This window comes from Natrarchaeobius chitinivorans (genome assembly GCF_003841505.1).
Taxonomy (GTDB): domain Archaea; phylum Halobacteriota; class Halobacteria; order Halobacteriales; family Natrialbaceae; genus Natrarchaeobius; species Natrarchaeobius chitinivorans.
Map to the genome: position 1 here is coordinate 25823 of NZ_REGA01000020.1, position 22670 is coordinate 48492.

Sequence of the window (22670 nt, forward strand, 5' to 3'; positions counted from 1 at the left end):
CGACCCGAACCCCGTCGTATGCTGGTGTTTCGCGGACGGGCGGCGACGATCGAAGCCGACCGTGCAGCGAGCGAGCGGCTCCGTTCGGTCGCCGCGGGCGGCGAGCCGGCGGTTCGAGTCTGGATACCACACCGCCAGGTCGCGTTCGGCCGACGGGACGCCAACCGCGACGGATACGGCCGCGCCCGCGAAGCCGCCCGAACGCGGTCGTTTCCGCCGGTCCAGCGCGATGTCGGCGGGCGCGCCGTCGCCTACGACGGCGAGACGACGATCGCGTTCGCACGCGCCGAACCGGTCGAGGACCTCCGGCAGGGAACCGCAGACCGCTACGAGCGGACGACCGCGGCCGTCGAGTGCGCCCTCTCGAGCGTCGGCTGCGAGACCGAACGCGGAGAGCCAGACGGCGCGTTCTGTCCGGGAACGCACTCGCTTTCGATACCCGACTCGAGTCCCGATCGGCCGTCCTCGCGGAAAGTCGTCGGCATCGCACAGCGAGTGAGACGGGACGCCGCGATGACGGCCGGAATCGCCGTCGTCGACGCGCGCGAAGAGATCGTCGACGTGCTCGAGGCAGTGTACGACGCGCTCGAGGTCCCGTTCGATCCCGACGCCGTGGGTGCGATCGCGGCGGGTGGCGACGATGTCGTCGACCCCGAGGCGGTTCGATCGTCCCTCGAGCGAGCGCTGGTCGGCGACGATCGGCCGCGGATTCGACCGATCGCGGATCTCGAGCCCGACTCGGTCGAATCGGGTGTCGAGTAACCGGTTCGACCGCTTCGAACCCCGGTGGCCCTTTCGGCCGGTCGACAACCGAAACACTGCAACGTTTTCGGGCCTCGGTCCCGTCCCGTATCGTATGTTGCCACGATTCGGGACGGAGGAAGCGAAGCGATGACGGACGAGAACGCGCCGACGGCGGATCCGATCTGGACGGAGTTACTCGAGGACGCGGGATCGATCGCGGAAACGTACCGCGACGCAGGCTGGGACGTCGTCGTCCTCGAGCCCGTCGATGTCTCCTCGAGCGAGCGCGCGGACCGCTTCGGCCTCGAGGCCGTCGTCTCCGACGCCGAGTACGACCTCCTCGAAACGTTGATCGAGGACGAGGACGTCACGTTCGCCGACGCCGAGGTGTACTACCGACCGGCCGACGGTGACGATCGGCGGTTCGCCCTTGCGGTCGAACGCGACGAGGCGAGCACGACGGCCGTCTGTGTCCCGCTGACCTACTCGATCTCACGGTCGCGTGAGGTCTTCCGGACCGCACTGTCCGAAGAGGAGTTACTGGTTCACGTCCGAGCGGTCCGTTCCGACGGAGACGACGACACCGACGACGACACCGGTTCGAGAACGGAGGGCGAACAGGACGTCGATTTCGACCGGTGGGTCACGTTCTCCCACGACGACCCGTCGCTGTTCCTCGAGGAATCGGACGTTCAGGCCTAGCGCCAGGAGATCGACGCGGCGTCGTCCGACTATCGGGGCGACTGACCGATGACTGGCTGTTCCTCTTATACGGATTACTGTAACTGTTTACCGGCGCACCCGCGACCTGTGCGGTGGGTGCGCCGGCAATGACGGACAGTAAACCGTATTACTCTTCTTCTTGTTCGCGGAGCTCCTGGCTCGCTTCCCGAACTTCCCGCATCACACTCGAGATGCGCTCTTCGGCCTCGAGTTCGTCCTCGACGGAGAGATCGACCCCCTCCACCTCGAGGAGGAACTTGGCGACTTCCGTCGACTCGTACATCACGTCGTCGAGTTCTTCGGCGGTGAAGAAATCACACATCGCGCCGTAGAGGAAGGTCGCGCCCGATTTCCGGACTTTCTCCTCGAAGGACGATCTTGCCTGATTGACCGCCTGTGGGGAGTAGGTGTCGGTCATGAACGGGACGAGTTCGGGCAGGTTCTCGCCGATCTTGGTCATCTCGACGCCGGTCTCGGTGCGAAAATCCGAACAGAGGCGGGCGATCGCCCACTCGCGGGCGGTGACGTAGGTCCGGTCCCGCAGGAACTCGTTGACCCGGTCGTACTGGGCCCCGTCCATCTTCGTGAAGCGGGCGTACTTCTGGACGTCCTCGGGAACGTCCGACTCCTCGGATTCGGGGTCGGGAACGCCCGGCATCGGCGCGTCGTCGGCCGACTCGTCGGTTTCCTCGTCCGGCTGTGCGCTCGAGTCGGCTCTGCTGTCTGCTTCGTCCACACTCGAGTCTGCCCCGTCGTCTTCTTCGTCCACACTCGAGTCGTCCTCGGTACCCGTCCCCTCCGTGTTGGGTTCACGAGCGTCAGCGTTCTCGCTCGGACTCGATCCGGGCGTGGCCGTAAGTTCCGCTTTCGGTGCGTCCGATCCGTCGTCCATGGCCCTCTATTCCCAGACGCGTGGGATAAGGATTGTTCTCGACTCCGCCTCGCTCGCTCGTCACGATAGAGTGAGGGAACTATAAACGATACTCGAGTTTCGTGACGTTCGACCGGATTTAAGTTCGTGAACGCTGTTCGGTACAGTATGACACAGACACCGGTCGTTGTCGAGGCCGTGCGGACGCCCCAGGGCAAAGAGGACGGCGCGTTTGCGGACGTCCGAAGCGAGGACCTCTCGGTTCCACTGATCGACGAGATACTGTCCGAAACCGGTCTATCCGGCGAGGAGATCGACGACCTGATGTGGGGCTGTGCCCAGCAACGCGGCGAGCAGGGGAACAACCTGGCTCGCGTCATCGCGTTGCTTTCGGAACTGGGCGAAGCCGTCCCGGCGACGACCATCAACCGCTGGTGTGCGTCCTCGATGCAGGCGGTGATGTCGGCGTCGGACGCGATCACCGCGGGTAACCGCGACGCCATCATCGCCGGCGGCGTCGAGAGTATGAGCCGCGTCCAGATGGGGGAGAACATGGGGAGCGTCCACCCGCGGATGGCGGAGCTGTACAACGTCGGCGAGTTACAGATGGGGATGACCGCCGAAAAGGTCGCCGAGGAGTACGGCATTAGCCGCGAACAGCAAGACGAGTACGCCGCCAAGAGTCAGCAACGCGCCGTCGAAGCGACCGAAGAGGGGCGGTTCGACGACGAGATCGTTCCGGTCGAAACCGAAGACGGAACCGTCGAAGAGGACGAGGGGCTGCGACCGGGAACGACCGTCGAGAAACTGGCGGAGTTACCGAGCGTCTTCAAATCCGATGGAACGGTCACGCCCGGCAACGCCTCGCAGGTCTCCGACGGCGCGGCCGCGTTGCTCGTCACCAGCGAAGCCTTCGCCGAGGAACACGGCCTCGAGATCCTCGCGGAGGTCGGCACGAACAACGTCGCTGGCGTCGATCCGACGGTGATGGGGATCGGCCCCGTCCCGGCGACGCGCGGCCTGCTCGAACGAAACGGTCGTGACATCGACGAGTACGATCTCGTCGAACTGAACGAGGCGTTCGCCAGTCAGTCGGTGTACTCGCGCGAGGAACTCGGCGTAGATCCCGAGCGGTTCAACGTCAACGGCGGTGCGATCGCCATCGGCCACCCGCTCGGTGCCTCCGGCGCACGCCTTCCCGTGACGCTGATTCACGAACTCGCTCGGCGCGGTGGCGGCCTCGGCCTCGCGACGCTCTGTGTCGGGTTCGGTCAGGGCGCAGCGATCGAGTTCGACGTCAACTAACGACCGCCGACGCCGAAACGCATCCTCGAGCGAGCGCTCGACTCTGCTGGCGCTGTCGGGTTCTCGTTGCGATGCGTTCGCGTTGGGTCACGAATTTTCTCTTCGGGTTCAAAAGGGATGGCGGGCACAGTAGCGGGTATGATCGCTATCGCTGGTTCGAACGGAGTGTGTAGTACGTCTACGGTGGCGCTCGGACTCGTCGATGCGTTCGCCGAATCCGACACGCCGTCGCTCGCCATCGACGTGGACAGACGACTCCCGACCCACCACGTCGTCACCGGTCTCGAGGCCGACTCGAGCGCGGTCGAAGTCAGGACGCCGACGACTTCCCGGGTTCTCGGCGACCACACGTTCGAGGAGGCGACCTCGCCGATCGAATCGCCACCGGGCGCGGATCGGGGGTAAACCGATGGTCGATCTCCCATACGAAACGCTGCTTGGCGTCTCGTACGGCCTCCTCGTCGGTTTCGTCCCCGCCCTCGCGGTGGGGTCGATCGCCGCTGTGATCGGATTCGTCCGCGACCGGTCGATCCCGGTCGCCGCGGGTGTCCTCACCGTACCGATCGCAGTCGCGACCGTCGTGGTCGTCGGGGTGGGTGGGTCGGGATCATCGCTCGCCCAGGTGTATCGCCTCTCGATGGTCGCGCTCGTCGCGGGACTGCTCGGCGCGGTCGCGACGAGCCACGGAAACCGCATCGCGACCGAACTCCCGCGAGATCGAGCGTCTCCGATCGTTCGCGGACCGACGCTGTCGGCCGACGCGATCGATGCCGTCGACGCCATCGGCCAGGTGACGATCCGACCGACCGGTGCGATCCGCGAGTTCGACGGGTACCCACCACTCTCGCCAGCGCTTCGAAGTACCCTCGAGGAGGGTGCCTGGCGGTTTCCGGCCGACCTCCAGTTGGTCGAACTCGAGGCGCGTCTCGAGCGTCGACTCCGGACCGAACACGAACTCGCCCAGGTCGATGTCTCGGTCGACGGACGCGGACGTGCGACGATCGCCGCCGCCCCGCCGGCGAAAGGTGTCGCGACGACGCTCGACGCCGGCGACCGTGCGGTGACGGTAACCGGCCTGCTCCCGACCGGCCTCGCGCCCGGCGACACCGTCGTCGTCGGTGACGACGAGGCAGCCGTCGACGGTGAGGTGCTCGCGATCGACGACGAACCGATCCGCCAGAGCGAACGCGATCGAGACGAGCGAGCGGGGCCGGTGAGCGCCAGAGAGCATCGCCGCGCAGACGCCGGAACCGACGGCGGCGAACGACGGCTAACCGTGGCGGTCGAAACGACCGACGCCGGCACACTCCTCGGGGAGTCAACGCGCCGGATCTCGGTGCGTCCGACCGGAGCAAATCACGAATTCGAAGCGGCGGCGCTTCTCGAGGCGACCGGGCGGCCGGTGACCGCACTCGAACCGGCAGACGACGACGCGCTCGAACCCGACGCGACGCTCGGCGTACGAACGGGCGACCGCTGGCAGTTCGCGGTCGGCGACTCCGTCCCCGACGGCGTGGATCGTGCGTTCGTCGCCGAATCACCGCGCTCGACGCGGGAGGTGACCAGCGATGACTGATCTCGGCCTCGCGATCGATCTGGGCCGACACGCGACGATCGGAGCCGTCGGTACGGGACTACTTGCGGTGGCCGTCGGGCTGCTCGCGGCAACGGGCTACCGCTGGGCGTCGACGCGGTCGCCGCCGGCTGGATCGACCGTGATCGTCGCCGTCGCTGCGGTTTCGGCGTATCTTTCGGCCACCGCCCTCGGAGCGGGGGAGTTCCTCCCGAACGTCCCGCTCGAGCACCCGCTCAGCGCGGGCTACCTGCTCGCGACGATGCTCGTCGCTGCAGGGGGAGCGACGGCCGGCAGCCGACTCGGCGACCGGATCGCCTGCCAGCTTCTGGAGATCGCTCGGCTCGATGCGACCGGCGAGGCGGCGGCCGCCGTTCGCGACGCCAGAGTTGCCGTCGAACTCGAGTTGCCGGAACCGATCGAGACCGTGGAGGGGTATCGAGCGGTCGACGCGGCGGTCGAACGCGGTCTCGCCGGCACGACGGTCCGTCTCCCCCACGGACTGGAAACCGAAACGCGTCGCGAGCGCCTCGAGCGCCACGTCGAGCGCGAGTACGGCGTTGGCTACGCGTCCGTCGAGTTGGGCGACGACGGTACCGTCGAGCGCGTCCGCGTCGGCCGCCGTTCGTCCGGACTCGGATCATTGCTTCCGCCCGGAACCGTCGCCGTCGCGATCCGGGCCGACCCGTCGCCGAATGCGAGCCTCGGCGATCCCGTCGAAATCCGGTCGGCCGACGACCACGGTCGGTTGATCGCGACCGGCACGCTTCGAACGGCAACCGGGACGATCGCGACCGTGATCGTCGACGCTGAGTTCGCGGGCGACCTCTCGAGCGACGAGCGCTATCGGCTGGTCACTCGGCCGGACGAGCCGACCGACGGATACGAGTTCGCCTCGACCCTTCGGACGGCCGAGGAAACCGTGACGACGGTCCGGGTCGACGACGACTCGCCGCTCGCCGGCGAGTTCGCGGGCTGGCTCCCCGGCCGCGTTCTCGTCGTCGACCGCGACGGCGAGTTGCTGTCGCTCCCGCCGGACAACGAACCCCTCGAGGTCGGCGACGAACTCTGGGTGCTCGCCTCGCCGACCGAGTTGGCAGCGTTCGATCCCACCGACGCATCCGACGCAGCGGTATAGACGTTCGACTCCACCTGGTACTGACTCGCACTATCCGTATGAGGGTTCAAGTAGGGAAGTGGACGAACCACAGTCATGAGCTTCGTCATCGGTCGCGGTTCCGACGCCGAACCGATACAGGCGGGTCACCTCGGACGGTATCGTGCGCTCGACGGGAGTGAAGGGGCGAAGCTGTACGTCGACCTCGACGGGCCACACGCCATGTTGATCGTCGGGAAACGCGGCTACGGGAAGTCGTTCACGCTGGGCGTCGTCGCCGAGGAACTGGCGCGTGCGCCGGGTGTCGCGCCCGTAATCGTCGATCCGATGGGCGGCTTCTCGACGATCGCCGAACCAGCCGACGGCGAGGCGGTTCCCGTCGACGTCGTCGATCGACCGGCGGTCGCAGCCGACGTCCTCGACCCCCGCTCGTGGTGTTCGCTGCTCGGCCTCTCGCCCGAAAGCGGGGCAGGCGGACTCGTCTGGCAGGCCGCCCAGGAGGCCGAGACGCTCGAGGCGATGTGCGAGCGGGTCGAGGAGACCGACGCGCCGATGACCGACAGGCGCGCGGCGACCAACCACCTGGCGCTCGCGGAGTCGTGGGGTGTGTTCGATCCGGCGGGCCTCGATGCGTCCGACCTCGCCAGCACGGCGATCACCGTCGTCGACGTCTCCGGACTGGACGCCGCGCCGATGAACGCCGTCTGTCGCGCCATCGCGGAGGCGCTCTACCGAGCCCGGGTCGACGAGACGATCGATCGACTCCCGTGGCTCATGATCGACGAGGCCCACACCTTCTTCGACGGCATCGCCGACGCGGCGTTACACACGATCCTCACCCGCGGACGTGCGCCGGGAGTCAGCCTCGTCCTCGCGACCCAGCGCCCGAGCGCCGTCACGGACACCGCCATCTCCCAGTCCGACGTGTTGATCTCTCACCGACTGACCGCCGAAGCCGACCTCGAGGCGCTGGCTGCCGCCCAGCCGACGTACATGGACGAGTCGCTCGACGAACGACTGCCGACGGAACCCGGCCAGGTCGTCGTCGTCGACGACGCGACCGAGACGATCCACGCGGCACAGATACGACACCGGGACACCCCACACGGCGGCGCCAGTCCGAGCGCGCGTGAGGTCGTCGGTATCGAAACGCGGGCGGCCGACGACTGATACTGTCGGCTGTAACTGTGTCGCAACTCTCGCCACACCGGAGCGGCGAGAACCTTGAATGACTTACAGCCGACAGTATGACGTAGCTGCTGTCGTACGGTTGCTGACTTACAGCAAACCGTATGAGACAGGTCGCGCTCACATCCAGATGACGTCCAGCAGTCCGTCTCCCATCGATTCATCCGAGAACCCGCTGAGTATTCGGTGTAATGGGTTCGGATGCTTTGTGCCGGAATTTAAATAGGAACGAGGCGAAACTGGGGCATGACCGACATCGACCGACTCGAGCAGCGCCTGGCGGCGGTCGAACGGGTCGTCGTCGACGGCGACATCGAACTCGACGAACTGGCTGCAGTGACCGCGCTTGCCGAAACGGTCTCGGAACTCGAGGAACGCGTCGATGCCCACGAACGACGCCTCGCCGACCTCGAGGGAACCGTCCAGTCGATCGAGGGCTACGTCGGCAACGTGGAGTCGATCACCGACGACGTCGAACGCCAGTCGGCCGCAGCCGTCGCGACGGTCGACCGACTCGAGCGGCGCATCGACGCGCTCGAGGGCGAACTCGACGATATCGCGGTCGACACTCTCGAGGCCGACGGGGAACGCGACGACGAGAGCGAGACTGACGCCGCGGACGGGTCGACCGACGCAGACGGTGGGACCTTCCGGTTCGACGGGTCCGTCAGCGAGACGACTCGACCAGAACCGGAACAGTCGGTCGCGGAGGTACTCGACGAGGATTCGAAACCGTTCGTCGACGACATCGACCGACCGACGTCGTCTGCGAACCAGTCGATCGTCGACGAGGCGGTCGAGTCGGGAGACGACGACGGCGGATTGTTCGGCTCCATTCGATCACGACTCGGGTGATTCGCGACGTATTCACAGCCCTGCTGACGGCCGTGATACTGAGGATGCTGGAGTGGCCCCCAAGGAAGTGTCGTCTGACACCACCGACCAACCGTCGTCCGACACCACCGACCGAGCGTTACGGACGTCGATTTCTGACATCGGCGCAGCGCAGCCTCACTCGAGGACGACGAATAGTGGTAAGTAGTCACCGTAATTTGTCAGATAGTGGTAGTTTCGATCATAACGTCAGAACTATGTGGGAGCGTATACCGTCGCTACGGAATGAAAGCGGATGCCACCGAAGAGATAGTAGAAGACGAGCTCCGAATGACCGAGAAATCGGTCGCGAATCTCGACAGTATCTGTGATACCACTCTCGTCGGTATCACGTTCCTGTTTGCGGGAATCGCGACCTGGGGAGCGTTCGGATTCGGAGAGGTCTCTTCCGGAAGTATCAGTACTACCCAGGCCTGGCCGTTTCTCGGCTTCATCGTGCTTTCGGGAGTTGCGACGACTGTCGCAGTGAGCTACATCATCCGTGGGCTCTTTCCACGGCAGTTCTACACCGAAGAAGTCGGCGAAACGATACTTCACTCGACGTGGCTACCGGGTATCGGCAGTGGGACCTCGCAGTCGGCGATACTGGACCGTGCTCGGTCGACGACGGCCGAGGCGTACGTAAGCGAGTTCATCGAGAGCTACGACCCGGAAGACGAGATTGAAACCCACGAGAAGTTCTCGAAGGTCAAACTCCGCAACCTCAAGGCGATCGCCGGGATAAAAGCGAAACTGACCGGGAAGGGGCTCCTGTGGTTTCAGCTGGGGGTGCTGTTCTTCCTCGCCTCCTTGCTGTACGGTGGCGTTCTCGTCGTGCTGAGTGGCTGAAACGCGTCGAAACGGAATCGCGACGCGAGAGCGATTACTGGGGCAGGCGATAGATGCGTTCGAAGCCAGTGCTCTCGACGAGCCGAACGCGAGATCCGTCCTCGAGGTCGACGACGCCGAACGCCCCGTGGGGTTTCTCGGAGAGTTCTTTGTTGAACGAGTCGACGGTAAAGTGATCCGTCCCACCGTCTCTGGTGTGATCGGACCAGTGGAGGTGCCCGTTTACGACGAACGCGGGTTCGATGGCTTTCAGGATCTCGTTTATCGCCACCCTGTCGGTACAAAACGCCTGTTCGGGACGGTCGTGGAACCAGCGGTTCTCGTCGAGTCGCCGGAAGCCAAGCGGGTGATGGACGAACACGATCGGGTTCGACAGCGCATCCGCTTGCGACTCGAGTGCGTCGCGTTGCTCGCTGCCAATCTCGCCGCCGAATCCGGTACAGCCAGCTCCCGTCGAGTCGAGAAAGACGATGCGTTCCTCGATAGACCACAGTTCGTGTCCGAAGGCGTCTTCGAGCGTCGACCGGTCGAGGACGGCGACGTCGTGATTTCCCGGGACGTACCTGACAGGTGTTTCGCCGCCTTCCAGCGTGTCGATCACCGCCTCTAATAGCTCGAGCGTCGTTTCTTCGGACTGCCCGCCGTGGACGAGATCACCGAGTGCGACGATCAGATCGGGCTGTACCTCGCGTTCGATCTCCGTGCGAAGCACGGATAGGGCTTCGGCGAGTTCGCCGATAGAGTCCGGTTTGGCGTGAATATCCGTGACGACTGCGATTCGTGACGGACGGTCGGTCCCTGTCATTCGAACTCGGAGCGGGACACAGCGTAGTACACCGTATCGACTCCGTCACCCCTGTCGTCGGGAATCGTCTCGACTTCCTGGAATCCCAGTTCCGCGAGCAGCGATAGATGGCTCTCGTTACTGCTCCACGTTCGCGTCGAGACGTACGGCGAGGTAATCTCTTCTGGGAGATCAGACAGAATCGTCCCGTACATCCGTCGGGCGAGGCCCTCACGGCGGAACTCCGGGTCGACTGCGATCGTCGAAACGTAGTTCGAAGGCTGGAAAGAGCCGAGTTCGGGCGTCTCGTAGCCATCCCGGAACGACATGAATCCGGCAAGCTCACCGTCGTCGTGACACAGGATGAGATGCTGCTCGAGACACGCCTCGTGATACGTTTCGATGGCCTCCGAAACCTCCGCATTCGTCTCGCGCTCGGCGTCTGAAAGTCCCGAACGCTGGGTCGTCCCCTCGCGGGCCGACAGGGGAGGAACGAACTCGTCGTCGACGACGACGAGCAGTCGTTTGATCGCCTCACTGTACCGGTCCGGGTCGGAAACGTATTCGACGGTAGTCATCGTTCGGAACGTGTCGCGAACGCGTAAATTCGCGTCGTGTCGATGTCGTCGTACTCTCGTGCGAACTCCCTGTACTGCTCGGTGAAGGCGTACTTCTCGGCTTCGTTGGAGAGACGTTGCTTGTACGAAAGCAGCGTCGCCTCGGCGAAGTCGTCGACGAGCGTGTCCGGCTGTTCGGATTCCATCACGTCGATTTTGAGCACGTCGAAGTCGTTTCGCTCGAGCACCTCGGCCATTTCGTCTTTTTCGTAATAGACGAGCGGAAACTGGAAGTCTCGGAAGTACTCTTCGAACCCGAGTTTCTCGTAGGCCCGTCGAGCGGCTTCGTGAAGTTCTTTGTAACAGCCCTTGGCACCCTGGTGTACCGCGAGAATGCCACCTGGATTCATCGCCGACCGGATGTTCTGATAGGCGTCGTCCTGTCGCTGTACCCAGTGCATCGTCGAGTTACTCATCACGATGTCGAACGACCGCTCGGCGTCCCAGTCCGAAATATCGGCAACCTCGTAATCGACTTTCGGATGGGTGTGATCCTGGCGCGCTTTGCGGATCTGGTCCGCTGACTCGTCGATGCCCACGATTCGCGCTTCCGGGAACAGGTCGGGTAGCGTCTTCGTGAGCGCACCCGAACCACACCCGATGTCAAGGACCTGTGCCGGCACCAGGTCTCGACGGTCGACGTACTGCTCCAGCCGCCAGAACAGGAAGTCCGCCTGTGTCCGCTGTGTCGTCGAATTCTCGTCGTACCGGTCTGCGTTCTGAAACAGGCTGTCGGCGCTATCGAGCTGATCGAAACACTCGCTTGCGAAGTGATGGAGCAGGACTCGATCCGCCTTGCGGTCGATCTGGGAGTACGACGAGACGAAAAATTCCAGCGCGCGCGAATACTCGCCTTCCTTGTACCGTTTCGCAGCGGCGTTGAACTGGTCGATGTACTCTTCGTCGTAGTCGTCGAGCGAACAGATTTCGAAAACGTCGATGCGCTCGTAGATACCTTCGATACGTTGGTCGGGAATGAGTCGGAACCGATACCCCTCCGGCAGCTGCTCGATGTTCTCCCGGGTTCCCTCGTCAGTGAGAACGGACACATCGAACTTCTTACAGAGGCTCTGTAATCGAGACGAGATGTTGACGTTTCTGCTGATGATCGTCTCGTCGATGTCGGCGATCGTCGCCCGGTGGAGTTCGCCCGTCGACAGTCCGATACCGATTTCGAGATTGAGTTTCGTCCGTCGCTCGAGTTCCGGTAGCCGCCGGTACAGCATCTCGCTGGCCGCGCGGACGGCGTTGGCTTCACAGTCCTGCCGGCGATCGTCTCGAAACACCGCCAGCATGCCGTCGCCGACCAGTTTGTCGACCGCCCCGCCGTACGAATCGACGGTCCGCTGAAAGTCGACGAACAGTTCGTCCAGTACCGATTCGATCCGGCTCGGCCCATAGAATTCGAGGAGATTCGTGAAGTTCCGTAAATCGACGAAGAGAACGCATCCCCAGTCTGTACGAGTCGTAGCTGTCTCGCTCATTCAACGCTAGCAGTTCTTTCGAAGGGGGATAAATAAACCTAGGTCGCTCCGTCAGGACATCATCTCACGTCGTTCGCGTTGCTCATACTACCGGCTGTAACTGTACCAGGCCTCTCACCACACCGCAGCGGTGACAATCTCAAATGGTTCACATTCGGTCGTATCACGACGTCCGACTTCGCGGCGGCCATAGGACTGCTCGAGATCACTGCTTCCGGGCTCGAGGGTGCCGACTGAGCACGGCCCCTCTCCCACGGGGACACCCTCACCAAGCATTATTGCAGCTTGCGTGCAATTTGCGAGTAGAGATGGCGACGAGAGAAGCGGAGTGGAAAACGCCGCTCGACACCGGCGGGGACGTGTTCGAACTCCTCGGAAACGCCCGAAAAGCGTGGATCTACACGTACCTCCGGCACAATCCGGACGCGACGATCGAGGACGTCGTCGAGACGCTCGAGATTCCACAACGAACGGCCTACGAGTACGTTGACGACCTCGAATCCGCGGGGTTCATCGAGCAGTCGAACGAGGGGCGACCGGCGCTGTACACTGCCGGAGAGATCGATCTTCACCTGGTACAGGGCGACGTCGAACGGGAGATCACGCCGGCGTTGATCGAAGCGGTCGCCCGCCGACTGCGAGACGACGACGTCGATACCTACATCGACCACCACGGATTGGACGGACTCGCCGTTGCCCTCGAGTACGCTCGCGAATACGTCGACGGGACGGTTACGCATCGGATTATGGCCCGCGAGCAAGCGATCAGTTCCCTGGAAGCGGGCATCGTTTTGGATGCACTCCGTCCGGTCGTCGAGGGCTGATCGAAGATGGGCGACGATGACGAAGCCGTGTTCGTCGACTCCTCTATCCTCATCAGCTGTGGCCGGCGCGAGAGCACGCGGTTTCGGGCGTTGGGCCGGGAAGCCGATCGACGCGGTACGATCTTCCGGATACCGCCACAGGTCTATGCCGAAATGGGAGGTGAGACGTTGCTCGAGGGGTACGCGACGACCGATTCTGCTGTAGACGAGGCGCTACGTGACGGGTGGATGTCGGTCACCGAAAGCCCGTCGTATTCGGAACCGGACGTCTCATACGGTCTGCTATGAGTCTTTACCGGTCGATCGCAGAACGGTGGGCGATCGACCGGCAATCAGTCATAGCAAACCGTATCACGGGTCATGGACCAGGCTCGGCGTTCCATCGCGACAGCCAGCGACCGATCCGAGGATGTCGTCGAAAAGACGGATACCGAAGTCGTCGACCTGGCACTCGAAACGCTCCTCGACAGCGCTGTTGACCGGGTGATCGTTGTCACGAACGACATCCCGCTCGGTGAAGCAACGGAGACGTTGATTCCACGGCACGGGTTCGACGACGAGCAGATATCGTGGCTGACCGGTGGCGAACTCGCTGACGAACTCGCGACCGACTTCGTTCCCGAATTCGATTGAAGTGGTCGTGTCTCCGCCAGACCGTTCTCGCTCTTCGACCCTCGAACTGCGCTGATACCGCTGTAACCGACGACTCGAGCGCGAGCCCTAATTTTTGTCCCCGTGCGACCTGCCTCTCGCGTTGTGAGCCCTTGCGACGGTGGGAGCCGACGCTGTCGTCCCGACTACGTGGCGACGATGGGGCTGCTCGAGATCGCCGTCGACCGGACCCTCTCTCTATTTAAATAGTACCGGCCGAACCGGTTCCCCTGGTTTACTGGCCGTCGGGAATCTGAGACGGCCCTAATGTCGTGGTCTACCGAGCTATTGCTGTAGTCAACGCTCGGTTCGACGCACGGTGCAGCAACCGATCCGACATACCGACTCACAGGATCATGACCGATACTCACTCCACGACCGACCGATCGACGACCGAAACGGACGCAGCCGACGACCGCGACCCGCTGTTCGCACGGATCCCGCGACGGGACTTCATGAAAGCCGGCGCGGCGGCCGGAGCGATGGGATCGCTCGCCGGCTGTACGGGGTTGTTAGACAGCGACGGTGACCAACAGGCGGCAGCCGACGTCGATGCGTCGGTACCGCCCGGCGAACTCGACGATTACTACGCGTTCCTCTCGGGGGGCCACTCCGGGGATATCCGCGTCTACGGCGTGCCGTCGATGCGCCAGATCATGCGCATTCCCGTGTTCAACGTCGAGAGTGCACGTGGCTACGGCTTCGACGACGAAACGCACGAAATGTTGCAGAATTCGGGTGGCTACACGTGGGGAGACACTCACCACCCCCGCGTCAGTCAGACCGACAACGAGTACGACGGCGAGTGGCTGTTCGTCAACGACAAGGCCAACGGCCGGATGGCCCGGATCGATCTGAAGTACTTCGAAACGGACGCGATCATCGACCTGCCGAACCACCAGGGAACCCACGGTGCGTGTATGCTGATGCCCGACAGCCGGTACGTCTTCGGCGTCGGCGAACTGCGCGTCCCGATCCCGAACGACGGCCGCGACCTCGACGACCCGAGCGAGTACGGCTCGACCCTCTCGGCGATGTCGCCGGACCCGTTCGACCACGAGTGGGACGTCCGCGTCGACTGCAACCTCGACAACGGCGACTCCGGCAAAGAGGGCGAGTGGTTCTTCACGACCAGCTACAACAGCGAGGAGGGCGTCACGGAGTCGGAGATGACCGCGGCCGATACGGACTACGTCGTCGCGTTCAACATCCCCCGCATCGAGGACGCCGTCGAGGCAGGCGAGTACGACGAGGTAAACGGCGTTCCGGTCGTCGACGGCACCGAAGACAGCCCACTCAACGACGACGGCGAGCCACTCGTGCGGTATATCGACGTCCCGACGAACCCCCACGGCGTGAGCGTCACGCCCGACGGCCAGTACGCGATCGCCTCCGGGAAACTGGACCCGACCTGTACGATCATCGAGATCGACCAGTTGAACGAGGTCGACGATCCCAACGACGCCGTCGTCGGCCGGGTCAACGTCGGCAACGGCCCACTGCACACCGCCTACGACGGTCGTGGCCACGCCTACACGACGCTGTTCGTCGACTCCCAGGTCGTCAAGTGGGACATCGAGGCCGCCGTCGATGCCGAGATGGGCTCGGAGGACCCCGTCATCGAGAAACACGACGTCCACTACAGCCCCGGTCACCTGATCGCCGCGGAGTCGTACACCAGCGAGGCACAGGGCGACTGGCTGATCGTCCTCAACAAGCTCTCGAAAGACCGGTTCCTCCCCGTGGGACCCGTCTTCCCCGAGAACGACCAGCTGTTCTACATCGGCGACGACGACGCCGGGATGGAACTGGTCAAGGATACGCCCGCCTACCCCGAACCGCACGACGCCTCGATCGTCCGCGCCGACCGGCTCGACCCGGCCTCGGTGTACGATCCGGACGACCTCGAGTTGGACTTCATCTCGCCGGCCGACGAGGACAACTTCATCGAGCGCGACGGCGATCAGGTCCACATCGAGATGTACAACCAGCGCAACCACTTCGGCTTCGAGGACATCACCGTCCAGGAGGGCGACGAGGTGACGATTCGCTCGACCAACATCGAGCAGGAAGAGGACATCCTCCACTCGCTCGCGATCCCCGAACACGACGTCAACGTCAAACTGGCACCACAGGAGACCCGCGAGGTGACGTTCACGGCGGACGAGCCGGGCGTCTACTGGATGTACTGTGCGTACTTCTGTAGCGCGCTCCACCTCGAGATGCGCTCGCGCCTGCTGGTCGAACCGGCCGACTGACCACCTCACACATCCGTCACCTATGTCCCGACTCACTCACCTGACCGAACTCCGTCGCGCGCTCCCGCTCGTAGCGGCCGCGCTGTTGCTCGTCGCGATCGCACTCCCCATGTGGCGGATCACGCTCGAGGCACCCCAGTATCCGGACGGGATGTTCGTCGAACTCTACGCCTACCCCAGACTCGAAGGCGACGTCAGCGAAACGCAGGGGCTCAACCAGTACGTCGGCTTCTACTATCCGGATCCGGTGTACCTCGATCCCAACTACGACGTCCACCCGAGGGCGATCGAGGTGCCGGAGTGGTCCGTCGGCCCGCTCGCGTTCGTGGCCGTGGCTGCGGCTGGCGTCTTCGTCGCGTTCGCACCGACGGTCCGGAAGCTCAAACTCGGGCTCACGTGCCAGCTCGTCGGGACGATCACCGTCTTCGCCGGAATGTTCGCGCTCATCCAGTACCGGCTCCACCAGGCCGGCCACGCGCTCGATCCCGACGCGCCGATGCGCGGCATCGACCCGTTCACCCCGCCGTTGCTCGGCACCTACGAGATCGCGAACATCAGCGGCGTCGCCTGGTTCGGCCCCGGCGGCTACCTCACCGCACTCGCGCTCGTCCTCGTCGTCACCGCGTTCCTCCTGCGAAACTCGGATGCGACGGTCGACGAGATCCCTGCACTGGTGGCGGATGTCTCGGCCCTCGTCGGGGCCGGGCGTCGCTCGTCGGCGGACGACTCGAGCGACCGACCGACGGACGAAACGGTATCGGAGTCGCCACCGACGGCCGAGGCCGACGCGACGGCGATGCAGACGGAAAACGACGCGACGGCAATGCAGACGGAAAACGACGCGACGTCATCGCAGACGGAGACCGACGCGGGAGTCGTCCCCGCGGACGGGGGTGAGTCGCGATGAAATTCGACCGCGAATCGTGGTTCGTCGCGATCGCCGTCGCCGTGCTCGTCGTCTCGCTCGCCGCCGCGGCAGTCGCGGCGACGGACGGAAGCGGGAGCGACGGCCACGAGGCGACCGTCGAGGGCTGGACGCCGGACGTCGGCGACGTCGACGACGCGGAGCCGCCGACCGAACCCGGCGTCGCGACCGTCGGCGATCGTGAGTACGACTCCCTGCAGGCGGCGATCGACGCCGCGAAGTCGGGCGAGACGATCGCCCTCGAGGGTCAGTTCGACGAACGAGTGACCGTCGAGACGGCGGACCTGACTCTCGAGGCGACCGGTGAGGGGGCGTCGATCGACGGCGGCGGCGAGGACACCGTCGTTCACATCGCCGCCGAGAACGTCACCCTGGACGGCGTCTGGGTGCGGGAGTCGGGCCACGAGCGCTCGAACGAGGACGCCGCCGTCCACGTCAACGGCTCGGGGTCGACGCTGTCGGACGTCCGCATCACTGAGACGACCTACGGCGTCTGGATCGGCGAAGCCGAGGACGTGACCGTCGCCGACGCGACGATCGTCGGCCGCGAGGACGTTCCCGAGACCGAACGGGGCAACGGCATCCACCTCGACCGAGCGGACGGCGCTGAACTTCACGATAACCGGATCACGACCGTCCGGGACGGGATTTACTTCTCGTGGTCAGAGGAGGTCGTCGCGTCGGGCAACGCCATGTGGGACCTCCGCTACGGCGTTCACTACATGTACTCCGACGACAACCGCCTCGAGGACAACGTGGCGTTCGACAACGACGTCGGCTACGCGTTGATGGTCTCACAGAACCTGACCATCGTGAACAACACGGCCGTGAACAACGACGGACCCAGCGGACAGGGGATCCTCGTCAAGGGAGTCGATTACAGCGAGATCCGTGGCAACGCCGTCGTCGCCAACGGGAACGGCTTCTACGTCTACAACGCCCACGGCAACGACATCGTCGACAATCTCGTCCTCGAGAACGAGGTCGGAGTCCAGTTCACGGCGGGGAGTTCCGACGAGCGCGTCGTCGGCAACAGCTTCATCGCGAACGGACAGTCGGCGTACGCGCCGACGAACGCACAGATCCACTGGAACGACACGGACCGGGGCAACTACTGGTCCGACGCCCGTCCGCTCGACCTCGACGGCGACGGGACGAGCGAGACGCGCCACCAGCCCGCGGGTACCGTCGAACGGCTGGTCCACGAACAGCCCCAGGCGGCCGTCTTCGCCGAGAGCGCCGCGTTCGACGCCGTTCGGATGGCCGAGAGTTCGTTCCCGGTGCTCGAATCGCCCGGCGTGGTCGACCACCGACCGCTCGCCGAGTCGCCCCACGACGAATGGAGGGAGTACTATGCAAATCACGATTACTGACGTTCACAAACGTTACGGCGACGTCGTCGCCCTCGGCGGGCCATCCTTCGAGATCCCGTCGGGGTCGACCTACGGCGTCCTCGGGACGAACGGCGCGGGAAAGACCACCCTCTTCGAGCTACTGGTCGGCCACGACCGGCCCGACGAGGGGCGAATCGACGTCGGCGGCATCGACGTCGCCGAGGCTGGCCACCGGGTCCGCGAGCGCGTCGCCTTCCTGCCCGAACACGCCGGCTTCCCGCCGGCGATGACCGGACGGGAAGTGCTCGACGTCCACGCGCGCATTCGCGGGCTGTCGGCTCGAGACGAGCGCATCGACGAGGCCCTCGAGACGGTCGGGCTGAGCGAGGCGGCGGACCGAGCCGTGTCGGGCTACTCGAACGGGATGGGCCGACGCCTCGGACTCGCGTCGACGCTGCTGTCCGAGCCCCCCGTGCTCGTCCTCGACGAGCCGACGGCGGGACTCGATCCTCGCGGCGTGGCGACGTTCCACGAGGTCATCGAGCGGATCGACCGCGAGACCGACGCGACCGTCGTCCTCTCCTCGCACGTTCTCGAGGAGGTCGAACGGCTCTGCGACGAGGTCGCCATCCTCGAGGACGGCCGGTTGCGCGCGGCCGGTCCGGTCGACGAACTCCGGGCCGCCGCCGGCGACGGCGTGACGGTCGAGATTCGACCGGCCGGGGCCGACGACGGCGCGAAGCGAACGCGCGAGCGTCTCCTCGAGTCCGTCCAGGCGCTGGGCGAGGTGACCGAAACGGACGAGACGATCGCGGTCGTCTGCGACCGCGAGGACGCCCTCTCGCTCTGTTCGACCCTCGACTCGGCGCTGATCGATCGCTTCGAGGTTCGGGAGCCGGGACTCGAGGCGGCGTTTCACGACGCGCTCGCCACGGCCGGGAGAACTCGCGAGGACGACGGCGGCGGGGACGCTGCCGAACCCCGAACGGAGGTGCGTGCGTGATGACCGACGACCGACGGCTCGAGGGAGACACCCAACGGCTCGGGGGAGACGCCCGGCCGGGCGGCAACGACGGCCGAGGAGGTGGCGACGACCGCCGAACGCTCGAGGGCGGCGACGTGGTACAGACAGACGGTGACGTGGTACAGCCAGACGGTGACGTGGTACAGCCAGACGGCGGCTACGCGACGCTCACGGACGCCGACGTGGGACGTGCTGGCGACTCCGGCACCTGGTACCGACAACTGCTGGTCGTCGCCGAGACCGAGTACCGCCTCGCGATCCGGAGCCGCTGGGCCATCGCGATGACGGGAATCTTCGCCGCATTCGCGCTCGGGTTGACGACGTTCAGCGGCTCGAGCGTGAGCCCGGAGGGGTTCGAACGGACCGTCGCGAGCCTGGCCGTTCTGGCGGTCTATCTCGTTCCGCTCGTGGCGCTCGCGTTCAGCTACGACGCCATCGTCGGTCGCGAGGAGAGCGGCTGGTTGCACACCCTGTTCGCATTACCGGTCGAGCGCGCCTGGCTCGTCGTCGGCTCGGCGCTCGGACGGGCGGTCGTCCTCGCGAGCGCGACGATCCTCGGATTCGGTATCGCCGGCGGGTTCCTGCTCCGGGAGTTCGGCCTCGCCGGCTTCGACGCCTACGTCGGATTCCTGCTCGCGACCGCGGGACTGGGACTCGCGTTCCTGGCGATCGGGGTACTGGTGTCGTCGCTCGCACGCGAGAAGACCCACGCCCTCGGCATCTCGCTTCTGGTCTGGGCCTGGTTCGTCCTCGTCCACGACCTGCTCGGGCTGGGACTGATCGCCGCGTTCGACCTCTCCGACGCCGCGGTCTCGGCGATGTTGCTGGCGAACCCGACCGGGATCTTCCGGGCGCTGGTGCTCGGCTCGCTCGGCGCGGCCGGCGACGCCGGCTTCGCGACGGTCCTCGCCGACTCCGGGCTCTCGAGTGGCCTCCTCGTCGCCGCGTTGCTCGCCTGGATCGTCCTGCCGACGACGCTCGCAGCGCTCGCGATCCGGAGGCGACGACTATGAGCCGACCGACCGACGACGCGGACCGTCTTTGCTGCCGGCACGCTCGAGCACAGGGGGACGTACTCACTGACGCCGGCCACGGCGAGGACGTTCCGACCGGCCGCTCGAGGCGGAGCGTCCTCGTCGGCGTCGGCGCGCTCGCGGTTGGCGGACTGGCGGGCTGTCTCGGGGACGAGGGACCGGCCGAGACGGCTCCCGCGGAGCCCATCGCTCTGACCGACGGCGAAACGTGTGACGTCTGCGGGATGGTGATCGAGGACCACCACGGCCCCGCCGGCCAGCTGTTCTTCGAAGACGGCGAACCCGAAGATCGGGACGGGCCGGCGCGGTTCGACAGCCTCGTCGAACTTCGAAACTACCTCGAGGAGCGAACCCAGCGGGGGTGGGAACTGCGCGAGGCGTTCGTCACCGACTACTCGAGCGTCCAGTACGACCTCGTGGAGCGAAACGGGACGACGTACGTCTCGAGTCACGTCGACGCCGCGGCCTTCGCCGACGCGACGACGCTCTCTTACGTCGTCGACAGTGCCGTCGAGGGTGCGATGGGTCCGGATTACGTCCCCTTCTCCGAGGCGGCGGACGCCGAGGAGTTCGTCGACGAGAACGGGGGCGAGATCCGACAGTGGGACGACCTCCCGTAATCAGTTCGGACTCGAGGCTCCGTCGGCGGAGTCGCCGTCGCGACGGTGGTCGAACCAGAACCGTGCGTAGAGAGCCATTCCGCCGAGGGCAACGAGGACGAAGTAGAGGTAGATCGCCGTTTCGACATGGACGGGGATCGCTTCCATACCCGGTCGTTGGACTCACGGATCATACGACTCCGGCTGAACGGGTTCACGTTCTAATACGGTCTGTCGTAAAAATGCCCGCTCGAAACCGTCATCCCGCCTCGAGTGGGCGGGCCGGTCTCCTCGAGGGCCGGACCGATCGCACGGGCCGGTTCAGTTTCGAGAGACCATCCAGTACCGGAGTCCGAGATAGACCATGACGAGCGCGAACGTCACCGCGTACAGGGTCGCCCCGGTCGACGCCGCAGCGACCAGCGCGGCCCCGTTGAGCGCGATGCCGAAGACGTACATCGTGCTGAGGCGTCGGCGGTTCATCCGCTCGCTCCCTCGCTCGAGACGTCGTCGCCGATATGCACACTGTCGCCGATTTCGTCCCGCACGTCCCTGATTTCGTCCTGCACGTCGCCCATTTCGCCCTGCTCGAGTGTCCCGCTTGCGGCCCCGGTAGCGAACGCGTCCATACCGTTGGTTCGAAGGAGCGAATAAAAACCCTCGCACCCCGGCTCGTCGGCGCGTTCTGTTCGACGGTATCGGTCGAGACTCGAGGGGCCATCGGCAGGCTCGAATACGCGACGGGAACGCCGCCCGTCGTGTCGGGGGGATTACCCGTCGCCGTCGGGGGACTACTCGTCGGCGTCGGACGCCAGAACGTCCCCGGGCACCCGACAGCCACAGGGTGTCGCGACGTGGGTCGTGGGTCCGACGCTCGAGACGATCGCGATCGGCGTCTCACAGCGCGGACACCGGGTCACGGAGTCGTCGGGTTCGTCCTCCGGTTCGATGGAGCCGAACGGGTCGTCCGCCCAGAAACAGCCGGTCATCGTTCCCTCCGGATCGGGGCGTGCAGGTGGGCTCTATAGTAGCCACTGAAAGCCATTGCACACCCGATCGCCAGACGATCGGCGATCGGTGTGTAAATCGTTTCAGTTGTTACTATAGCCGGCTCGTACCGGACGGGGTCTCGAGGTCGATCGGGCCGCGGGCTGGCGTCTCCGTCGGTCGCCGACCGCGGCGGTACTGTTCGATAGCGGTACTGTCGCCGTGCGAGACGTTTATATCTCGTAAGCAGGAATGCAAACATGGCTTGCAAACGGCACGAGTTTGGAAGCCAGACTCGGGTGTTCTAGCACCCGGGGCATTTCCGCGCATGCCCCCGCGGCTCGGTGGAGCCGACTTCCATCACAGGATTCTACATATAGTGACTTATAATTACTGATTAGTGGGGGAAAGATACCCAGTCGTTTCATCTCCTCCGACACGAGCGAACCCGAAACGGGTGGTGCGATCTCCCCTCGAGGCGACCGACCATCGTCCGTATCAGGCGTGCGTTCGCTGGTAGTGCATGATCCACAGCGACATCGGCATGCTCGCTGCGATCAGTCCGTACACGCCACCCATCAACGGGGTGACGTCGAACGACGGGGCCAGCAGGTAGCCCGCGGCGAACCCGATCGGATCCAGCACGAGCGCGAGGATCAGTATCTGCCGTTCGAACGGTTTCGACTCGAGCCACCGAAATGCCGGCCGGTACATATCGGTAGTTTGCTATCCGACACGATATGTATTATGGTCTCTCTGCCGGAGATAAATAGTCCCGAACGGGGTGCCTACTGGTCGTGGCGCGTAGCGTTCGGTGAGGAAACTCGGTTCCGGTGGACTGGGTTTCGGGAGTAGACATGTGCCATCGCTGCGAATGCGCGAATGCGACTCCCGTACCAGATCGTG

27 protein-coding genes are annotated in these 22670 nt (G+C 64.8%); 18 read left to right on the forward strand and 9 right to left on the reverse strand.

The genetic code is table 11. The annotated features are described in order from the left end of the window. The first annotated feature begins 18 nt into the window (after positions 1-18). Positions 19-762 carry a lipoyl protein ligase domain-containing protein gene (locus EA473_RS18210; RefSeq protein WP_124197073.1) on the forward strand — a complete coding sequence of 248 codons (744 nt, stop codon included), beginning with the start codon at positions 19-21 and terminating at the stop codon, positions 760-762. Between the two features lie 129 nt (positions 763-891). Then, positions 892-1446, forward strand: a complete 555-nt coding sequence (locus tag EA473_RS18215) for a DUF7529 family protein (RefSeq protein ID WP_124197074.1) — start codon at positions 892-894, stop codon at positions 1444-1446. Positions 1447-1594: 148 nt separating this feature from the next. Here the strand turns inward: EA473_RS18215 and EA473_RS18220 are convergent, their stop codons facing one another. Beyond that, entirely contained in the window at positions 1595-2359 is a 765-nt protein-coding gene (locus tag EA473_RS18220) for a DUF5806 family protein (RefSeq protein WP_243645302.1), read from the reverse strand. Positions 2360-2506: 147 nt separating this feature from the next. Here EA473_RS18220 and EA473_RS18225 point away from each other — a divergent pair, with 147 nt between their 5' ends. The 7 genes from EA473_RS18225 to EA473_RS18255 all read left to right on the forward strand — a co-directional run bounded on the left by EA473_RS18225 (position 2507) and on the right by EA473_RS18255 (position 9243). Next, the gene (locus EA473_RS18225; protein WP_124197075.1) at positions 2507-3643 is read left to right on the forward strand and encodes a thiolase family protein; all 1137 of its coding nucleotides are present in this window, start codon (positions 2507-2509) and stop codon (positions 3641-3643) included. Positions 3644-3808: 165 nt separating this feature from the next. After that, a complete protein-coding gene (locus EA473_RS18230; protein WP_124197076.1) occupies positions 3809-4048 on the forward strand; it encodes a hypothetical protein in 240 nt (79 codons plus the stop codon). A 4-nt stretch (positions 4049-4052) separates the two neighbouring features. Continuing rightward, a complete protein-coding gene (locus EA473_RS18235; protein ID WP_124197077.1) occupies positions 4053-5219 on the forward strand; it encodes a hypothetical protein in 1167 nt (388 codons plus the stop codon). Then, the gene (locus tag EA473_RS18240; RefSeq protein WP_124197078.1) at positions 5212-6354 is read left to right on the forward strand and encodes a TrkA C-terminal domain-containing protein; all 1143 of its coding nucleotides are present in this window, start codon (positions 5212-5214) and stop codon (positions 6352-6354) included. Before EA473_RS18235 ends, EA473_RS18240 begins: the two co-directional genes overlap by 8 nt. A 75-nt stretch (positions 6355-6429) precedes the next feature. Next, a complete protein-coding gene (locus EA473_RS18245; protein WP_124197079.1) occupies positions 6430-7503 on the forward strand; it encodes an ATP-binding protein in 1074 nt (357 codons plus the stop codon). 264 nt (positions 7504-7767) lie between these two features. Beyond that, a complete protein-coding gene (locus tag EA473_RS18250; RefSeq protein ID WP_124197080.1) occupies positions 7768-8376 on the forward strand; it encodes a DUF7310 family coiled-coil domain-containing protein in 609 nt (202 codons plus the stop codon). 264 nt (positions 8377-8640) lie between these two features. After that, positions 8641-9243 carry a hypothetical protein gene (locus tag EA473_RS18255; protein ID WP_124197081.1) on the forward strand — a complete coding sequence of 201 codons (603 nt, stop codon included), beginning with the start codon at positions 8641-8643 and terminating at the stop codon, positions 9241-9243. 34 nt (positions 9244-9277) lie between these two features. Here EA473_RS18255 and EA473_RS18260 read toward each other — a convergent pair whose 3' ends face one another. Genes EA473_RS18260 through EA473_RS18270 form a run of 3 tightly spaced genes read right to left on the reverse strand, consistent with a single transcriptional unit; the run spans position 9278 to position 12128 of the window. Further along, positions 9278-10048, reverse strand: coding sequence for a metallophosphoesterase family protein (locus EA473_RS18260; RefSeq protein WP_124197082.1), 771 nt, complete (start codon positions 10046-10048; stop codon positions 9278-9280). Continuing rightward, the gene (locus EA473_RS18265) at positions 10045-10605 is read right to left on the reverse strand and encodes a GNAT family N-acetyltransferase (RefSeq protein ID WP_124197083.1); all 561 of its coding nucleotides are present in this window, start codon (positions 10603-10605) and stop codon (positions 10045-10047) included. Before EA473_RS18265 ends, EA473_RS18260 begins: the two co-directional genes overlap by 4 nt. Next, positions 10602-12128 carry a methyltransferase domain-containing protein gene (locus EA473_RS18270; protein WP_124197084.1) on the reverse strand — a complete coding sequence of 509 codons (1527 nt, stop codon included), beginning with the start codon at positions 12126-12128 and terminating at the stop codon, positions 10602-10604. The genes EA473_RS18265 and EA473_RS18270 overlap by 4 nt, the downstream gene beginning before the upstream one ends. 308 nt (positions 12129-12436) lie before the next feature. On the opposite strand from EA473_RS18270, the gene EA473_RS18275 reads away from it, so the two are divergent. From EA473_RS18275 to EA473_RS18310, 9 genes are all read left to right on the forward strand, one after another. Then, positions 12437-12952: a DUF7437 domain-containing protein gene (locus EA473_RS18275; protein WP_124197085.1), complete on the forward strand. Its 516-nt coding sequence runs from the start codon at positions 12437-12439 to the stop codon at positions 12950-12952. Positions 12953-12958: 6 nt separating this feature from the next. After that, a complete protein-coding gene (locus tag EA473_RS22855) occupies positions 12959-13240 on the forward strand; it encodes a hypothetical protein (protein WP_243645303.1) in 282 nt (93 codons plus the stop codon). A gap of 72 nt (positions 13241-13312) precedes the next feature. Beyond that, positions 13313-13585: a hypothetical protein gene (locus tag EA473_RS22860; RefSeq protein WP_243645304.1), complete on the forward strand. Its 273-nt coding sequence runs from the start codon at positions 13313-13315 to the stop codon at positions 13583-13585. Between the two features lie 374 nt (positions 13586-13959). Beyond that, positions 13960-15861, forward strand: a complete 1902-nt coding sequence (gene nosZ, locus EA473_RS18285) for a TAT-dependent nitrous-oxide reductase (protein ID WP_124197086.1) — start codon at positions 13960-13962, stop codon at positions 15859-15861. Positions 15862-15883: 22 nt separating this feature from the next. Next, complete coding sequence (locus tag EA473_RS18290; protein WP_243645305.1) at positions 15884-16768, forward strand: hypothetical protein; 885 nt, start codon at positions 15884-15886, stop codon at positions 16766-16768. Further along, positions 16765-18159 carry a nitrous oxide reductase family maturation protein NosD gene (gene nosD, locus EA473_RS18295; RefSeq protein WP_124197087.1) on the forward strand — a complete coding sequence of 465 codons (1395 nt, stop codon included), beginning with the start codon at positions 16765-16767 and terminating at the stop codon, positions 18157-18159. The genes EA473_RS18290 and nosD overlap by 4 nt, the downstream gene beginning before the upstream one ends. Continuing rightward, positions 18140-19123, forward strand: coding sequence for an ABC transporter ATP-binding protein (locus tag EA473_RS18300; protein WP_124197088.1), 984 nt, complete (start codon positions 18140-18142; stop codon positions 19121-19123). Before nosD ends, EA473_RS18300 begins: the two co-directional genes overlap by 20 nt. Beyond that, on the forward strand, positions 19123-20157 hold the full coding sequence (locus EA473_RS18305; protein ID WP_124197089.1) for an ABC transporter permease: 1035 nt from the start codon (positions 19123-19125) through the stop codon (positions 20155-20157). Before EA473_RS18300 ends, EA473_RS18305 begins: the two co-directional genes overlap by 1 nt. Beyond that, on the forward strand, positions 20154-20798 hold the full coding sequence (locus EA473_RS18310) for a nitrous oxide reductase accessory protein NosL (RefSeq protein WP_124197090.1): 645 nt from the start codon (positions 20154-20156) through the stop codon (positions 20796-20798). Before EA473_RS18305 ends, EA473_RS18310 begins: the two co-directional genes overlap by 4 nt. Here EA473_RS18310 and EA473_RS22415 read toward each other — a convergent pair whose 3' ends face one another. From EA473_RS22415 to EA473_RS18320, 5 genes are all read right to left on the reverse strand, one after another. Next, on the reverse strand, positions 20799-20945 hold the full coding sequence (locus EA473_RS22415) for a hypothetical protein (protein WP_165875325.1): 147 nt from the start codon (positions 20943-20945) through the stop codon (positions 20799-20801). A 153-nt stretch (positions 20946-21098) separates the two neighbouring features. Further along, positions 21099-21260 (reverse strand): hypothetical protein, encoded by a 162-nt coding sequence (locus tag EA473_RS22420; RefSeq protein ID WP_165875326.1) that lies wholly within the window; start codon positions 21258-21260, stop codon positions 21099-21101. Beyond that, complete coding sequence (locus tag EA473_RS22425) at positions 21257-21406, reverse strand: hypothetical protein (protein ID WP_165875327.1); 150 nt, start codon at positions 21404-21406, stop codon at positions 21257-21259. The genes EA473_RS22420 and EA473_RS22425 overlap by 4 nt, the downstream gene beginning before the upstream one ends. 162 nt (positions 21407-21568) lie before the next feature. Further along, positions 21569-21766 carry a hypothetical protein gene (locus EA473_RS18315; protein ID WP_124197091.1) on the reverse strand — a complete coding sequence of 66 codons (198 nt, stop codon included), beginning with the start codon at positions 21764-21766 and terminating at the stop codon, positions 21569-21571. Between the two features lie 496 nt (positions 21767-22262). Beyond that, the gene (locus EA473_RS18320; RefSeq protein WP_124197092.1) at positions 22263-22478 is read right to left on the reverse strand and encodes a hypothetical protein; all 216 of its coding nucleotides are present in this window, start codon (positions 22476-22478) and stop codon (positions 22263-22265) included. Between the last annotated feature and the right edge of the window lie 192 nt (positions 22479-22670).

What these genes read in the sequence shown, in the direction of transcription:
- EA473_RS18210 (WP_124197073.1), top strand. Translation starts at nt 19, where the DNA reads ATGCTGGTGTTTCGCGGACGGGCGGCGACGATCGAAGCCGACCGTGCA.
- EA473_RS18215 (WP_124197074.1), top strand. Translation starts at nt 892, where the DNA reads ATGACGGACGAGAACGCGCCGACGGCGGATCCGATCTGGACGGAGTTA.
- EA473_RS18220 (WP_243645302.1), bottom strand. Translation starts at nt 2,359, where the DNA reads ATGGACGACGGATCGGACGCACCGAAAGCGGAACTTACGGCCACGCCC.
- EA473_RS18225 (WP_124197075.1), top strand. Translation starts at nt 2,507, where the DNA reads ATGACACAGACACCGGTCGTTGTCGAGGCCGTGCGGACGCCCCAGGGC.
- EA473_RS18235 (WP_124197077.1), top strand. Translation starts at nt 4,053, where the DNA reads ATGGTCGATCTCCCATACGAAACGCTGCTTGGCGTCTCGTACGGCCTC.
- EA473_RS18240 (WP_124197078.1), top strand. Translation starts at nt 5,212, where the DNA reads ATGACTGATCTCGGCCTCGCGATCGATCTGGGCCGACACGCGACGATC.
- EA473_RS18245 (WP_124197079.1), top strand. Translation starts at nt 6,430, where the DNA reads ATGAGCTTCGTCATCGGTCGCGGTTCCGACGCCGAACCGATACAGGCG.
- EA473_RS18250 (WP_124197080.1), top strand. Translation starts at nt 7,768, where the DNA reads ATGACCGACATCGACCGACTCGAGCAGCGCCTGGCGGCGGTCGAACGG.
- EA473_RS18255 (WP_124197081.1), top strand. Translation starts at nt 8,641, where the DNA reads ATGAAAGCGGATGCCACCGAAGAGATAGTAGAAGACGAGCTCCGAATG.
- EA473_RS18260 (WP_124197082.1), bottom strand. Translation starts at nt 10,048, where the DNA reads ATGACAGGGACCGACCGTCCGTCACGAATCGCAGTCGTCACGGATATT.
- EA473_RS18265 (WP_124197083.1), bottom strand. Translation starts at nt 10,605, where the DNA reads ATGACTACCGTCGAATACGTTTCCGACCCGGACCGGTACAGTGAGGCG.
- EA473_RS18270 (WP_124197084.1), bottom strand. Translation starts at nt 12,128, where the DNA reads ATGAGCGAGACAGCTACGACTCGTACAGACTGGGGATGCGTTCTCTTC.
- EA473_RS18275 (WP_124197085.1), top strand. Translation starts at nt 12,437, where the DNA reads ATGGCGACGAGAGAAGCGGAGTGGAAAACGCCGCTCGACACCGGCGGG.
- EA473_RS22855 (WP_243645303.1), top strand. Translation starts at nt 12,959, where the DNA reads ATGGGCGACGATGACGAAGCCGTGTTCGTCGACTCCTCTATCCTCATC.
- EA473_RS22860 (WP_243645304.1), top strand. Translation starts at nt 13,313, where the DNA reads ATGGACCAGGCTCGGCGTTCCATCGCGACAGCCAGCGACCGATCCGAG.
- nosZ (WP_124197086.1), top strand. Translation starts at nt 13,960, where the DNA reads ATGACCGATACTCACTCCACGACCGACCGATCGACGACCGAAACGGAC.
- EA473_RS18290 (WP_243645305.1), top strand. Translation starts at nt 15,884, where the DNA reads ATGTCCCGACTCACTCACCTGACCGAACTCCGTCGCGCGCTCCCGCTC.
- nosD (WP_124197087.1), top strand. Translation starts at nt 16,765, where the DNA reads ATGAAATTCGACCGCGAATCGTGGTTCGTCGCGATCGCCGTCGCCGTG.
- EA473_RS18300 (WP_124197088.1), top strand. Translation starts at nt 18,140, where the DNA reads ATGCAAATCACGATTACTGACGTTCACAAACGTTACGGCGACGTCGTC.
- EA473_RS18305 (WP_124197089.1), top strand. Translation starts at nt 19,123, where the DNA reads ATGACCGACGACCGACGGCTCGAGGGAGACACCCAACGGCTCGGGGGA.
- EA473_RS18310 (WP_124197090.1), top strand. Translation starts at nt 20,154, where the DNA reads ATGAGCCGACCGACCGACGACGCGGACCGTCTTTGCTGCCGGCACGCT.
- EA473_RS22415 (WP_165875325.1), bottom strand. Translation starts at nt 20,945, where the DNA reads ATGGAAGCGATCCCCGTCCATGTCGAAACGGCGATCTACCTCTACTTC.
- EA473_RS22420 (WP_165875326.1), bottom strand. Translation starts at nt 21,260, where the DNA reads ATGAACCGCCGACGCCTCAGCACGATGTACGTCTTCGGCATCGCGCTC.
- EA473_RS22425 (WP_165875327.1), bottom strand. Translation starts at nt 21,406, where the DNA reads ATGGACGCGTTCGCTACCGGGGCCGCAAGCGGGACACTCGAGCAGGGC.
- EA473_RS18315 (WP_124197091.1), bottom strand. Translation starts at nt 21,766, where the DNA reads ATGACCGGCTGTTTCTGGGCGGACGACCCGTTCGGCTCCATCGAACCG.
- EA473_RS18320 (WP_124197092.1), bottom strand. Translation starts at nt 22,478, where the DNA reads ATGTACCGGCCGGCATTTCGGTGGCTCGAGTCGAAACCGTTCGAACGG.